12 protein-coding genes are annotated in these 13,447 nt (G+C 53.6%); 8 read left to right on the top strand and 4 right to left on the bottom strand.

The features are described from left to right. Positions 1 to 88: 88 nt before the first annotated feature. The gene (gene hemB / locus F8561_RS06545; RefSeq protein ID WP_151887253.1) at positions 89 to 1,063 is read right to left on the bottom strand and encodes a porphobilinogen synthase; all 975 of its coding nucleotides are present in this window, start codon (positions 1,061 to 1,063) and stop codon (positions 89 to 91) included. 449 nt (positions 1,064 to 1,512) lie between these two features. Here hemB and F8561_RS06540 point away from each other — a divergent pair, with 449 nt between their 5' ends. Continuing rightward, on the top strand, positions 1,513 to 4,287 hold the full coding sequence (locus tag F8561_RS06540) for an autotransporter outer membrane beta-barrel domain-containing protein (RefSeq protein WP_151887252.1): 2,775 nt from the start codon (positions 1,513 to 1,515) through the stop codon (positions 4,285 to 4,287). Between the two features lie 91 nt (positions 4,288 to 4,378). Further along, positions 4,379 to 5,002, top strand: coding sequence for a helix-turn-helix domain-containing protein (locus F8561_RS06535; protein ID WP_014168808.1), 624 nt, complete (start codon positions 4,379 to 4,381; stop codon positions 5,000 to 5,002). On the opposite strand, the gene ampH is transcribed toward F8561_RS06535, so the two are convergent. Further along, complete coding sequence (gene ampH, locus F8561_RS06530; protein WP_020885249.1) at positions 4,999 to 6,165, bottom strand: D-alanyl-D-alanine-carboxypeptidase/endopeptidase AmpH; 1,167 nt, start codon at positions 6,163 to 6,165, stop codon at positions 4,999 to 5,001. The genes F8561_RS06535 and ampH overlap by 4 nt on opposite strands. 204 nt (positions 6,166 to 6,369) lie before the next feature. Here ampH and F8561_RS06525 point away from each other — a divergent pair, with 204 nt between their 5' ends. The 3 genes from F8561_RS06525 (at position 6,370) to F8561_RS06515 (ending at position 9,347) form a co-directional block, all read left to right on the top strand. Continuing rightward, the gene (locus F8561_RS06525; protein WP_025205011.1) at positions 6,370 to 6,903 is read left to right on the top strand and encodes an isochorismatase family protein; all 534 of its coding nucleotides are present in this window, start codon (positions 6,370 to 6,372) and stop codon (positions 6,901 to 6,903) included. Between the two features lie 111 nt (positions 6,904 to 7,014). Next, positions 7,015 to 8,235 carry a peptide antibiotic transporter SbmA gene (gene sbmA / locus F8561_RS06520; protein ID WP_025205008.1) on the top strand — a complete coding sequence of 407 codons (1,221 nt, stop codon included), beginning with the start codon at positions 7,015 to 7,017 and terminating at the stop codon, positions 8,233 to 8,235. A 14-nt stretch (positions 8,236 to 8,249) separates the two neighbouring features. After that, positions 8,250 to 9,347, top strand: a complete 1,098-nt coding sequence (locus tag F8561_RS06515; protein WP_151887251.1) for a DUF1615 domain-containing protein — start codon at positions 8,250 to 8,252, stop codon at positions 9,345 to 9,347. Here F8561_RS06515 and F8561_RS06510 read toward each other — a convergent pair. After that, complete coding sequence (locus tag F8561_RS06510; RefSeq protein WP_020885246.1) at positions 9,344 to 9,646, bottom strand: DUF2755 family protein; 303 nt, start codon at positions 9,644 to 9,646, stop codon at positions 9,344 to 9,346. The two genes, F8561_RS06515 and F8561_RS06510, sit on opposite strands and share 4 nt — an antisense overlap. A 248-nt stretch (positions 9,647 to 9,894) precedes the next feature. Between F8561_RS06510 and F8561_RS06505 the strand changes: the two genes are divergently transcribed. Continuing rightward, a complete protein-coding gene (locus F8561_RS06505) occupies positions 9,895 to 10,131 on the top strand; it encodes a DUF2754 family protein (RefSeq protein WP_138013535.1) in 237 nt (78 codons plus the stop codon). Here F8561_RS06505 and ddlA read toward each other — a convergent pair. After that, the gene (gene ddlA, locus F8561_RS06500) at positions 10,128 to 11,228 is read right to left on the bottom strand and encodes a D-alanine--D-alanine ligase (RefSeq protein ID WP_020885244.1); all 1,101 of its coding nucleotides are present in this window, start codon (positions 11,226 to 11,228) and stop codon (positions 10,128 to 10,130) included. The two genes, F8561_RS06505 and ddlA, sit on opposite strands and share 4 nt — an antisense overlap. Before the next feature lie 102 nt (positions 11,229 to 11,330). Here ddlA and F8561_RS06495 point away from each other — a divergent pair, with 102 nt between their 5' ends. Together F8561_RS06495 and F8561_RS06490 are read left to right on the top strand one after the other, a co-directional pair. Continuing rightward, positions 11,331 to 12,014 (top strand): extensin family protein, encoded by a 684-nt coding sequence (locus tag F8561_RS06495; protein WP_151887250.1) that lies wholly within the window; start codon positions 11,331 to 11,333, stop codon positions 12,012 to 12,014. Positions 12,015 to 12,183: 169 nt separating this feature from the next. Then, on the top strand, positions 12,184 to 13,398 hold the full coding sequence (locus tag F8561_RS06490; protein WP_020885242.1) for a multidrug efflux MFS transporter: 1,215 nt from the start codon (positions 12,184 to 12,186) through the stop codon (positions 13,396 to 13,398). Positions 13,399 to 13,447 lie beyond the last annotated feature (49 nt).

Below are 13,447 nucleotides of genomic sequence, written 5' to 3'. Positions count from 1 at the left end.
TGTCGGTTGTATTGCAGTTTGGTGAAGTTTCGTGAGGCAGGGAGAGCAGGCCGGGTCAGGCGAAACCGCCCCCCGGCACCGTTGCGCCTTAGCGCAGAATTTTCTTCTCAGCCAGATCCAGCGCAAAGTAGCTGAAGATCAGATCCGCACCCGCGCGTTTGATCGCACCCAGGCTTTCCAGGATCACTTTCTCTTCATCGATCGCACCCGCCATGGCGGCGAATTTGATCATCGCGTACTCGCCGCTGACCTGGTACGCGCCCAGCGGCAGCGAGGTGCGTTCGCGAATATCACGCAGGATGTCGAGATAGGCTCCCGCCGGTTTCACCATCAGGGCGTCTGCGCCCTGGGCTTCATCGAGCAGGGATTCACGGATAGCTTCCCGACGGTTGAGCGGGTTCATCTGATACGTTTTACGATCGCCTTTCAGCGCCGTACCGGCTGCTTCACGGAACGGGCCGTAGAAAGAGGAGGCAAATTTGGTGGAGTAGGACATGATGGCCGTGTCGGTAAAACCGGCAGCATCCAGCGCCTGGCGGATAGCCTGCACCTGCCCGTCCATCGCAGCCGATGGCGCGATGAAATCAGCACCCGCAGCGGCAGCAACCACCGCCTGCTTACCAAGATTCAGCAGGGTAGCATCGTTATCCACACCGTGATCGCACAGCACGCCGCAGTGGCCGTGAGAGGTGTATTCGCAGAAACAGGTGTCGGACATCACGACCATTTCCGGCACGGTCTCTTTGCAAATGTGCGACATACGGGCGACCAGACCGTCCTCTTTCCAGGCATCGCTGCCGGTGGCGTCGGTATGATGGGAGATGCCGAAGGTCATCACCGAGCGGATCCCTGCATTGGCGATACGTTCAATTTCACGCGCCAGATGTTTTTCAGGAATGCGCATCACGCCAGGCATGGCTTCGATGGCCTTGTAGTCGTCAATCTCTTCTTCAACAAAAATCGGCAACACCAGATCGTTTAAGGTCAGTGTTGTCTCTTCAAACATAGCGCGTAGTGCGGGTGACTTGCGCAGGCGACGGGGACGAGCAATTAAATCGGTCATGGTATGCCTGAGGTTTGTGGAACAAAGAGGGTTAGTGTACCTCAAAGTGAAAGAAGGTGTTTTACCAAAGTGGGCATTTTGTCGAGGGGGAATCCCGATGCCAACGCGTCACGCGATCAATAATATTCTTCCTTCGACTGGCGTTAATTGTTCTCGAAATATTGGTTTTATTTCTATGATGAAGTAAATATATCATTGAAAATGATCTATTTATTTTTATTATATTTTTTATCTTTATAAGAGGGTGTTTTAACTGCCTGTTTTATAATGATTATTGATGGCATTGCATAGCTTCTGCATTATTTTCATGTTGTTTGTCTGAATGCGGACTTAATGGAATGATTCATTGAACCTTTTCAGATTGAAAATGCATAATTCCCTCCGCAATTAAGTATTGCAAAATCGTTAGATGGACAAACTTGCTTACGTCCCTGAGGAGGGATGACCCAATGCAAACATGGAAAAAGAAACTGGTTGTATCACAACTTGCATTAGCCTGCACCCTGGCTATCGCTTCTCAGGCCAATGCGAAGGATATTTCTGGTACGACATATAATACCTTCGGATATGATAATACGGCAGCAGCACCCTGGTATTATGGTTACGCTGACTGGGATTACTCTGATGCGACGCATGATGGTGATATTTATCCGGTGATTAATAAATCCACCGTGAATGGTGTTATATCAACCTATTATTTGGATGATGGTATCAATGGTCGGGCGAATGCGCTGAGCATTTCCAACAGCACCATTAATGGCATGATCACCTCAGAATGCATGACCGCGTCATGTGCTGATGGCGTGGATACGGACGGCACAACCCATTCTCAATACGACCGTTTTAGCCTGACCGTCGATAACTCCACGATCAACGATACTTACGAGCATTATGCGTATGACGTTGTGAACGGGGAAAATACGGAAACGCACTATCTGGACACCTATGCGCTGGGCAATGCAATTACCCTGGATGTGGAATCGGATATTGTTATTCAGAATAACTCTCACATCGCCGGCATTACCCTGACTCAGGGGTATCAGGAACAGGATAATACCCCGTATGACGGTGTGGAAGGTGTGGCGAACAGCAGCAATGTCTTTACCGACACGCTGCTGGTGAAAGACTCGGTGCTGACCTCTGGCGCATACAGTGACCTGGGCACCAGCGGGTTCTATGGTCAGACCGCGAAGCCGAGCGATTACGGTGAAACCAATGCCACTGCGGCTGACGACGCGGCACTGATTGTTGCTGCCAGTGCGTCTGACAACGCGATGCAGACCACCGCCACGTTCGATCACTCCACGATCACCGGCGATATCCTGTTCTCCAGTACCTTCGATAACAACTTCTACCCGAACGGCGATCCGGCAACCGATACGACGGCTGACGGTATATACAACCCAACCACCAACGGCTGGGATGACACCGATAAGCTGGACGTCACGCTGACCAATGGCAGCAAATGGGTCGGCGCAGCGCAGTCCAGCGTTGAGGCCATCGGCACCGCGCAGATGTATGGCCTGGGCTACAGTGACGTTGACTGGCGCACCCTCTCTCCAGATAGCATCTGGCCGGATTCCACGTTCGACAATAATGGACATGTCGCGGGTGAAGCGGTCTATCAGAGCGGTCTGTTCAACGTCACGCTGGATAACGGCTCTGAGTGGGATACCCGTAAGCTCTCTAACATCGACACGCTGACGGTGAATAATCATTCGCAGGTCAATGTTGAAAACTCGGGCCTGCTGGCTGATTCCATCACCCTGTCCAACGCTTCATCTCTGAACATCGGTGACAATGGTGCCGTGGCAACCGACAGCCTCTATCTGGACAGCGACAGCCGTGCGGCCCTGACAGAGGAAACCGCGGAGCTGTATGCCAATACTATTACCGTGGACAACGGTGCGGAGCTGTCTCTCGGCCTCGGCCAGGTGGATACGCACAATATGGTGTTAACGGATGGCGGCGTGCTGAACGTGGCCAGCCGTGATTACGTGTTGAACAGCGATCTGAACAACGCCCGCTATATCACCAATGATATGAGCAAAGCCGATTACGACTACGGCGTTGTGGCACTTAACGCTGACGGCCATCTGGCCGTGAATGGTGACGTGACAGGGAATTACGCCGTGCGTATCGACAACGCCACCGGCGCCGGCTCTGTTGCTGACTATAAAGGCCAGGAGATTATCCGTGTTTATGACAACAACACGGAGACCCGCGCCAGCTTCACTGCGGCAAATAAAGCCGATTTAGGGGCATATACTTATCAGGCGCAGCAGAAAGGCGACACTGTTGTTCTGCAACAGCAAGCGCTGACCGATTATGCCAACATGGCGCTGAGCATCCCGTCTGCCAACACCAACATCTGGAATCTGCAGCAGGATGCAGTTAGCGCGCGTCTGACCAACAGCCGTCATGGCCTGGCGGATAACGGCGGCGCATGGGTAAGCTACGTTGGTGGCAACTTCGACGGCGATAATGGCGTTATCAGCTACGATCAGGACGTGAGCGGTATCATGGTTGGTCTGGACACCCTCATTGACGGTAATAATGCGAAGTGGATCGTCGGTGGTGCGGCAGGTTTCGCCAAAGGCGATATCAGCGATCGCACCGGTCAGGTGGATCAGGACAGCCAGACGGCAATGATGTACGCGTCCGCGAAGTTTGCGAACGATCTGTTCATCGACAGTTCCCTGAGCTACACCCGATTCAACAACGATCTCTCCGCGACTATGAGCAATGGTCAGTATGTTGACGGTAACACCACCACCGACGCCGTTGGTTTTGGCTTGAAACTGGGCTATGACTGGAAACCAAACCTCTCTGGTTATGTGACGCCATACGCGGCCGTGTCGGGTCTGTTCCAGTCCGGTGATGACTATCGCCTCAGCAACGACATGCGCATGGATAGTCAATCCTATGACAGCCTGCGTTACGAAGCGGGTGTGGATGCCGGTTACACCTTTAACTACGGCGGTGACCAGGCGCTTACGCCTTACTTCAAACTCGCTTATGTCTATGACGACGCTGGTAACGATGCCGATGTTAACGGTGACAGCATTGATAATGGCGTGAAAGGCTCCGCAGTGCGGGTTGGTCTGGGTACCCAGTTTAGCTTTACGAAGAACTTCAGTGCTTACACTGATGCCACTTATCTGGGCGGCGGTGACGTTGACCAGAACTGGGGCGCAAATCTGGGTGTGAAATATACCTGGTAATAAATAAAAGCGGGGGATAAGCCCCCGCTTTTTTATAGATGGCAATAAAAAATAATAGTGAACCGACAAATACGGATGTCTTGAGGTCTGCATGAACGTTAATGCGAAACCACTTTCTGAATTAAGCCGGCTCGAAGCATGTTTGATAGCAGCCAGTACCCCGTTTAAATCTGCTCCACAGCAATTAATTACCTCGGGCAAGGGGAGTGAGCCTTGTACCTACGTATTCCAGACCGGCGTTATTGAAGTTTATCGTCATTCAGACGATCTGCTGGTTGGCATTGCGTCAGCCCCTTTTATTTTTGGCCTGTCTGCCGTAGTGATTAACCACAGTCAGGAATACAGAGTCACTGCCAAAACGGCCTGTACCGGTTTTTATTTGCCCGCGGCGACCACCCGTCAACTCATTCAACAGCATTCGCTCTGGAAAGACGCGTTTTGCTGGTTATCCTGGATAAATTACATTCTGGGCAAACGCGACAGGCAACTGGTGGGAAATAACTCCTATCACCAGATCCGCGCAATGCTGCTGAATATGGCCGAGTGGGATGAAACGCTGCGTTCAAAAATTGGTGTGATGAATCATATACAGCAAAGCACGCGTATTTCACGCTCTGTCGTTGCCGAAGTGCTCGCTGCTTTGCGACAAGGCAACTACATCAATATGAGCCGGGGCAAACTGGTCAGCATCAACCGTTTGCCCACGGAATATTAAGGCTGGATGGAGGCGGTGAGCACCTGGGCTTTATTGGCGCTCAGCTCAGCCACCAGGTTATTGATGCCATCGCTCATATTGACGAAACGCGTATTTGGAGAGCGGGTGACGACCACAAACGCGCCCACGTTGGACTGCGGGATCATCGCCATATAGGTGATGAATCCACCGCCGCCACCGGTTTTCTGAATAATGCCCGGTCGGCCATTTTTGGGTGCCATATAGACCCAGCCCATGCCCAGCGCGTCGGCTTTACCCGGTACGTCCATGCCGATCACGCGGTGCAACTGGCTACGCTGGTAAATCAGGGTCTGCATGCGATCGGCCTGGTGACTGCGCGCATAGAAATCTGATGAGAGGAACTGCTGCATCCAGCGCATCATGTCGCCTGGCGTTGAATAGACCCCACCACTGCCGATGGCTGCCAGGGTGTTATTACACGGGCTTGCGCCTTTCTCTGCCACCATCAGGCGTCGGCACTGATCCGGAGAAGGGGTAAAGGTGGTGTCCTTCATGCCGAGCGGGCGTGTTATCTGCTCTTCAAAGAGTTGCGGGTAAGGTTTGCCTGCTGCCGTCGAGAGCGCATCTGCCAGCAGGTCAAACGCCAGGTTTGAGTAAGATGCCTGTGAACCCGGGGCCGATTTCAGCGTGGCGGTGCTCAGGTAGTTCCAGCGCTGTTCGCGCGTTGGCCAGACAAAAACGTCACGGTGCGCCGCGCCGCCGGGTTGTTCGCGAGGCAGCGCGCTGGTATGGGTGGCAAGGTTTACCAGCGTGATGGGCGTGCCCTGATAGGTTGGAACGCGTGCGCCTGGCGGCGCATATTTGCTGAGCGGATCGTCGAGCTTGACCACGCCCTGATCGAGTAATTTCACCAGCATTTCGCTGGTCATCAGCTTGGTTAAGGACGCAATGCGGATCACGGAATCCAGCTGCGGGTGAACGTTATTTCCCGGTCGCGTTTCGCCAAAGCTGCGAAATACGCGCTGGTTGCCGTCGATGACCACCATCGCCATCCCGGTCGCGCCACTGCCGTAATAGATAAGGTTCGCGTAGCGATCGGCAATATCTGAAGCCAAAACGGGGGCCGTCAGCGGCTGAGCTGCCTGGGCGGTGGAGAAGCTCACCGCACACAGCGCGGCAAAAGAGAGCAGACAACGTTTCAACGAAAAGCATCCATGAATTGAATGAGAAAAGTAATGGGTATTTATACTACTAAAGCGCACCGTGCAATGCCCCGAATTGCATAACGATAGCGAGAAAAACGTAACCATGGGTAAATAAGCATAATTTCCTGGCGACCAGTCTCCCATTTTGTGACATCGGCCGTATGATAGAGGCCAGTGTCACTCAATCTTGCGGAGAACGATATGTCAGTGAAGCGTGTGGTTATGGTTGTCGATATGCAGCAAGGGGTGTTTGCAACGCCGCGTTACCAGCGCGAAAAATGTGTTTCGCTTATCAATCAGCTCACGCAGGCCGCCGAACGGGTGATTTTTATTCAGCATACCGGTGAAGGCGGTCTGGAAGAGGGGAGCGAAGGGTTTGCGCTGCTGCCTGAACTCCATCAGCCCGCTGACGCGCTTTACGTCACCAAGACTGCCTGCGATGCATTTTATAACACCGCACTTGAAGCGGTGTTGCGCGAGCAAGGTATTCGCGAGTTTGTCATCTGCGGCTGTGCCACCGATTACTGTGTCGACGCGACCATCAAGAACGGGGTCAGCCGTGGCTATCACATTACCGTGGCGGAAGATGCCCATACCACGGCTAATCGTCCGGCAGCCGACGCGCCCATTCTGATTAACCATTACAACGACGTCTGGCGTGACTTTATTGCGCCGGCCAATCCTCTCGCGGTGAAACGCACCGAAACAATTCTCGAAAACTGGAAAGCGAACTAATAATTAACCCTCGGGTCTGACCTTTTTGCCTGCGCCGTCTGGCTCAGGCGAGATTTTCGTGTGGTGATGTGTTGAGCACAGCAACAGCCATAACAACAAGAAGGATGCATTATGTTTAAGTCTTTTTTCCCAAAGCCGGGGCCTTTTTTCCTGTCGGCATTTATTTGGGCACTGATCGCTGTCATTTTCTGGCAGGCTGGCGGCGGGGCGTGGCTGGCCCGCATTACGGGTGCAACGGGTGACGTCCCGATCAGCGCCGCCCGCTTCTGGTCGCTTAGCTATTTGCTGTTTTACGCCTACTACATGGTATGCGTTGGCCTGTTCGCCCTGTTCTGGTTTGTCTATGCGCCGCACCGCTGGCAATACTGGTCGATTCTGGGAACCTCGCTGATTATCTTTGTGACCTGGTTCCTGGTGGAAGTGGGGGTGGCAGTAAACGCCTGGTATGCCCCGTTCTACGACCTTATCCAGACCGCGCTGAGTTCGCCGCATAAGGTAACCATTAACCAGTTTTACCATGAGGTGGGCATTTTCCTCGGTATCGCATTGATTGCGGTGGTGATCGGGGTGATGAACAACTTCTTCGTCAGCCACTACGTTTTCCGCTGGCGTACCGCGATGAACGAACACTATATGGCGCACTGGCAACACCTGCGTCATATCGAAGGTGCAGCACAGCGTGTGCAGGAAGACACCATGCGTTTTGCCTCCACCCTTGAAGACATGGGCGTCAGCTTTATCAACGCCATCATGACGCTGATTGCCTTCCTGCCGGTGCTGGTGACGCTCTCGGCTCACGTGCCGGATCTGCCTGTTGTCGGTCATCTGCCGTATGGGCTGGTGATTGCGGCGATTGTCTGGTCTCTGATGGGGACGGGGCTGCTGGCGGTGGTCGGGATTAAGCTGCCGGGGCTGGAGTTTAAAAATCAACGCGTGGAAGCGGCTTATCGTAAAGAGCTGGTCTACGGTGAAGATGATGCTAACCGCGCCTCACCACCAACCGTACGCGAGCTGTTTGGTGCCGTGCGTCGCAACTACTTCCGTCTCTACTTCCACTATATGTATTTCAATATTGCGCGCATTTTGTATCTGCAGGTCGATAACGTTTTCGGTTTGTTCCTGCTGTTCCCGTCCATCGTTGCGGGTACGATTACGCTCGGTCTGATGACCCAGATAACAAACGTTTTTGGTCAGGTGCGTGGCTCATTCCAGTATCTGATCAGCTCCTGGACCACGCTGGTGGAACTGATGTCCATCTATAAACGTTTACGCAGCTTTGAGCGTGAGCTGGACGGCCAGGAACTGCAGGAAGTCACCAATACATTTAGCTAATACAGGGAGTTGCTATGACCTTTGCCGTACCGCGTGCGTTACCGTTGTCCTTACTGGCCGCTCTGGTGCTGGTAGGGTGTGCCGAAAAAGGGGCTGCCCCGCTTAAAGAAGGGGAGAAGCCTGTTGATGTGGCAAGCGTTGTGCGGCAAAAAATGCCCGCCAGCGTGAAAGATCGCAATGCATGGGCGGATGCGCTGGCAAAAACCTTTGAAAGCCAGAAGATTGCCCCTACCGAGGAGAACATCTGCTCGGTACTGGCGGTGGCGCAGCAGGAGTCAATGTACCAGTCAGACCCGGTCGTGCCGGGTCTGAACAAAATAGCCTGGAAAGAGATCGACCGCCGTGCGGAATCAATGCATATCCCGGTATTTCTCGTGCATACCGCGTTTAAAATCACCTCGCCAAATGGAAAAAGCTACAGCGAACGGCTGGACACGGTAAAAACCGAGAAACAGCTCAGCGCCATCTTTGATGATTTCATCAGCATGGTGCCGATGGGGCAGACACTGTTTGGTTCACTTAACCCGGTACACACCGGCGGGTCGATGCAGGTCAGCATTGCCTTTGCGGAAAAGCATACCGACGGCTACCCGTGGAAAATCGACGGTACGGTGCGTCAGGAGGTCTTCTCCCTGCGTGGCGGCCTGTGGTTCGGCACTTATCATCTGCTGAACTATCCGGCGAATTACAGTGAGCCGCTGTACCGCTTTGCGGACTTTAACGCGGGCTGGTATGCCAGTCGTAACGCGGCGTTTCAGAATGCGGTCAGCCGCGCGAGCGGCGTGAAGCTGGCACTGGATGGCGATCTTATTGCCTACGGCAGCAGCGAGGCTGGCACCACGGAGCGGGCGGTGCGGAAATTATCGAACAGGCTTGGCATGAGTGAGAGCGACATTCGCCATCAGCTTGAGAAAGGCGATAGTCTGGCGTTTGAGAAAACCGATCTCTACAATAAAGTCTTTACGCTTGCAGAACAGAAAAGTGGGAAAACATTACCGAGGGCAATCCTGCCGGGTATTCAGCTGGAAAGCCCGAAGATCACGCGTAACCTGACAACCGCCTGGTTCGCAAAACGCGTGGATGACCGCCGGGCTCGCTGTATGGGGCTTTAAAAGCGACGGCGAAAACGCAGTACTAATGCCACAACGCCTAAAATCATACACCCTGCGAGGAAAGGAATGAGGCCAAACAGGGTGCTTACGCCAAAACCAATTTCCACTCGCGGGCGTCCGTTATCCTGCACCTGCATCAGGTGTTCATAGACTCCTGGTGCATGAACCAGCATATTGAGTAGCTGCGAACCCGCCCAGAAACAGAACAAGACAAACAGGGCATAAGCGATATTACCCGCCGTGGAGGTTTTTGGTTGTTTACCGCCAAAAATCGGTTTCGACAATGTAAAGTCAGCCATCACGACCTCCCGATAAATCACTCTGTTTTATATGCGTCTTACAAGGTGAGTTTGACAGGTCATAGCATTTGTCAATATCAGAATCGTGTTAATTTACCCTAAGGAATTCTCCTGGATTGTCGAATTCTGCAGCGCATCACAATTTCTTAACTTAATTGAAACAACAGCGTGTTTCAGAATTTCCGCATCAGCCACAGACCTCGTCATAAATCTGTGAGAGGATATCTTTTTTTCCTGCCGGAGTTGTCATGAAGCTCACTTCCAAACTACGCCGTGACTGGCATTACTACGCCTTTGCTATCGGGCTGATCTTTATTCTTAACGGTGTCGTGGGGCTGTTGGGATTTGAAGCAAAAGGGTGGCAAACGTATGCCGTGGGTCTGGTGACCTGGGTTATCAGCTTCTGGCTGGCGGGGATGATTATCCGCCGTCGTCCTGAAGAGACGACAGCGAATGAGACGGAAACGGCGAAGAGTCCCGATTAACCGTTTACGGAGCTTTTCAGGGCGCTGTCCGCAGCATGACGCTCCAGCGCCAGTTCAATCAGGCGGGTGATGAGTGCTGAGTAGCTAAGCCCGCTGGCCTGCCACAGCTTGGGATACATGCTGATGTTGGTGAAGCCCGGCAGGGTGTTGATTTCATTAATCACCACCTCGTTTTCAGGCGTCAGGAACACATCCACGCGCGCCATGCCGCTGCAGCCGAGCGTCTGATAAGCGTTAATCGCGATCGCGCGGATCTTATCGTTGATTGCCGGATCGATATTCGCAGGCACAACAACCTGGGCGCCTTTATCATCAATGTATTTGGTGTCGTAAGAGTAAAAATCACTGTTTAACACCACTTCTCCGCAGGTGCTTGCCTGTGGGAAATCGTTGCCCAACACGGCGCACTCAATTTCGCGGCCTTTGATGCCCTGCTCAACCACCACTTTATGGTCAAACTCAAACGCCAGGCTGACCGCTTGTGTGAACTGTGCTTCGCTTGTCACCTTGCTGACCCCGACGGAAGAGCCCTGGTTTGCGGGTTTCACAAACAGCGGCAGGCCCAGCTGACCGGAAATCTGAGCGAAGCTGTGTTGGTCACGGTTGGCGCGGGTGAGGGTGACAAACGGCGCAATATTCAGCCCCGCATCACGCAGCAGGCGCTTGGTGACGTCTTTATCCATGCAGGCAGCGGAACCCAGCACATCAGAACCGACAAACGGCAGGTTGGCCATGCGCAGCATCCCCTGCAGCGAACCATCTTCGCCAAGGGTGCCATGAACGATAGGGAAGACCACGTCAATCTGGGCGAGAGACTGCGCATTACCGGCGTCGATGAGCTGCCCTTGCACCACGCCGGGTACGGTAGCGACGCTGATTGCAGAAGGATTCAGAGCGATATGCGCCGGATCGTCAGCATTTAATAGATACTGGCTGGCATCGTTGACATGCCACTGCCCCTGTTTATCTATGCCCAGCAGCACCACGTCGAAACGGCTTTTATCGATTGCATCGACGATATTTTTGGCCGATTGCAATGAAACCTCGTGCTCCGCTGATTTTCCCCCAAAGACAATACCTACGCGCTGCTTTGCCATCTCACTCTCTTCCAGTCTGACGAAAAACCAATAACATACCACGATGCCCAGCGGGTTTCGCGGCCTTCTGCCATAATGTTTTGGGGATGTTAAGGGGGGAGCGTGAAAGGAAAAACTCTGCTGACCGTTTTCATTATTGCGGCTGTCGCAACGGTGGGGTATCGCTGGTTGCCGTCTTACTACAACCCTTTCACGCCGCTAGATCTCGACGACCCGCCAGGCCGCATTACCCAGTATAAGCTTCGGAACTTAACGCCCCAGGCGTGCGCGAGCCTGTTATCGCAGGCCAATCAACGCGCGCTTATCCGCACACAACCGGTCGCAGACAGCGGTGGGGAGTGTCCACTCCGTAACGTCGTCCGGGTACGTAACTTCGGTCCGGTCAGCCTGAACAGCAGTTTCCTTGCGAGCTGCCCGCTGGCGCTCAGTTCTGCCTTGTTTATCAGCCAGCAGGCCCGGCCACTCACCAGAAGCTATACGGGAAGTGAGCTGACGCGTATTGAGCATCTCGGCAGCTTTGCCTGCCGCAACATTTACCATCGCCCCGACGCGCGACGCAGTGAACATGCTACGGCAGAGGCGCTGGATATCACGGCGTTTGGGCTGGCAAACGGTGAGAAGGTCACGGTACAAAACGGCTGGAAGGCGACAAAAACGCAGCCATGGCTGAAAGGCATGCTGGCGGCGAGCTGCAGCTATTACGGTAACAGCCTGGGGCCAGAGTATAACGCCGCCCATGCCAGCCACTTTCACCTGGGGATGCGCGGTTTTGGTCTCTGCCGCTGAAGCATAATATTCCGTCAGAAAATGGATGATTTGTGACTTATTTCACAAATATGATGACTGGGAAGATAAAACACCAAAGTCGGCAAGGGCGCATCTCTGGTGCGACGTCATAACGCGTAACTTGCTAATCTGTCGGCGAATTCGCCTAAAAATGAAGACTATTTCTTTTATGGAATCCTGGAAAGTAAATCTCATCTCGGTCTGGTTCGGGTGCTTCTTTACCGGGCTGGCCATCAGCCAGATATTGCCCTTCCTGCCGCTGTACGTGTCGCAGCTGGGCGTTACCTCCCATGAAGCGCTCTCCATGTGGTCAGGTCTGACGTTCAGCGTCACGTTTCTGGTCTCTGCCATTGTCTCGCCGATGTGGGGCAGTCTGGCCGACCGCAAAGGGCGCAAGCTGATGCTGCTGCGCGCATCGCTGGGGATGGCGATAGCCATTCTGCTGCAGGCCTTTGCCACTAACGTATGGCAGCTCTTTTTCCTGCGAGCGGTGATGGGGCTGACGTCCGGGTATATTCCGAATGCCATGGCGCTGGTGGCCTCGCAGGTGCCCCGTGAACGCAGCGGCTGGGCGCTGAGTACGCTCTCTACTGCTCAGATAAGCGGGGTCATTGGCGGCCCGCTGCTAGGGGGCTTCCTCGCCGATCATGTGGGGCTGCGCGCGGTGTTTATCATTACGGCCATCCTGCTGGTGGTCAGTTTTCTGGTCACGCTCTTCCTCATTAAAGAGGGAGGACGCCCCGTCATCAGCAAAGCTGAACGCCTGAGCGGCAAGGCCGTTTTCGCCTCGCTGCCCTATCCGGGCCTGATGATCAGCCTGTTTGTGACCACCATGGTGATCCAGCTTTGCAACGGTTCGGTCGGCCCGATTCTGGCGCTGTTTATTAAGTCGATGGAGCCAGACAGCAATAATATTGCTTTCCTCAGCGGGATGATTGCCGCCGTCCCGGGCGTATCAGCCCTCATTTCGGCGCCACGCCTTGGAAAACTGGGCGACAGGATCGGCACGGCGCGTATCCTGATGGCCACGCTGATTTTTGCGGTGGTGCTCTTTTTCGCAATGTCGTTTGTCACTTCTCCGTTTCAGCTTGGCGTGCTGCGGTTTCTGCTGGGCTTTGCCGATGGTGCGATGTTACCCGCGGTGCAAACATTGCTGGTGAAATATTCCAGTGACCAGGTAACGGGCCGTATTTTTGGCTATAACCAGTCGTTTATGTATTTAGGTAACGTTGCCGGTCCGCTTATGGGAGCCGCTGTTTCGGCAATGGCCGGTTTCCGTTGGGTATTTGCTGCTACCGCTATTGTGGTGCTGATAAATATTATTCAACTGGCTATTGCACTGCGTCGTCGCAGACAAATGGCGGAGGCGAAGTCGGCGCGATAACCGTTTCGTAGATGTATTATATATTCTTATGGTCGCCGCATTTTTATAT

The organism is Enterobacter sp. 198 (genome assembly GCF_009025585.1).
In the GTDB taxonomy this organism is placed as follows: Bacteria; Pseudomonadota; Gammaproteobacteria; order Enterobacterales; family Enterobacteriaceae; genus Enterobacter; species Enterobacter ludwigii.
This window is presented reverse-complemented; position numbering and strand designations above follow the sequence as displayed.

Coding starts and splice junctions, on each gene's coding strand:
- hemB (WP_151887253.1), bottom strand. CDS start 1,063: ATGACCGATTTAATTGCTCGTCCCCGTCGCCTGCGCAAGTCACCCGCA.
- F8561_RS06540 (WP_151887252.1), top strand. CDS start 1,513: ATGCAAACATGGAAAAAGAAACTGGTTGTATCACAACTTGCATTAGCC.
- F8561_RS06535 (WP_014168808.1), top strand. CDS start 4,379: ATGAACGTTAATGCGAAACCACTTTCTGAATTAAGCCGGCTCGAAGCA.
- F8561_RS06525 (WP_025205011.1), top strand. CDS start 6,370: ATGTCAGTGAAGCGTGTGGTTATGGTTGTCGATATGCAGCAAGGGGTG.
- sbmA (WP_025205008.1), top strand. CDS start 7,015: ATGTTTAAGTCTTTTTTCCCAAAGCCGGGGCCTTTTTTCCTGTCGGCA.
- F8561_RS06515 (WP_151887251.1), top strand. CDS start 8,250: ATGACCTTTGCCGTACCGCGTGCGTTACCGTTGTCCTTACTGGCCGCT.
- F8561_RS06510 (WP_020885246.1), bottom strand. CDS start 9,646: ATGGCTGACTTTACATTGTCGAAACCGATTTTTGGCGGTAAACAACCA.
- F8561_RS06505 (WP_138013535.1), top strand. CDS start 9,895: ATGAAGCTCACTTCCAAACTACGCCGTGACTGGCATTACTACGCCTTT.
- ddlA (WP_020885244.1), bottom strand. CDS start 11,228: ATGGCAAAGCAGCGCGTAGGTATTGTCTTTGGGGGAAAATCAGCGGAG.
- F8561_RS06490 (WP_020885242.1), top strand. CDS start 12,184: ATGGAATCCTGGAAAGTAAATCTCATCTCGGTCTGGTTCGGGTGCTTC.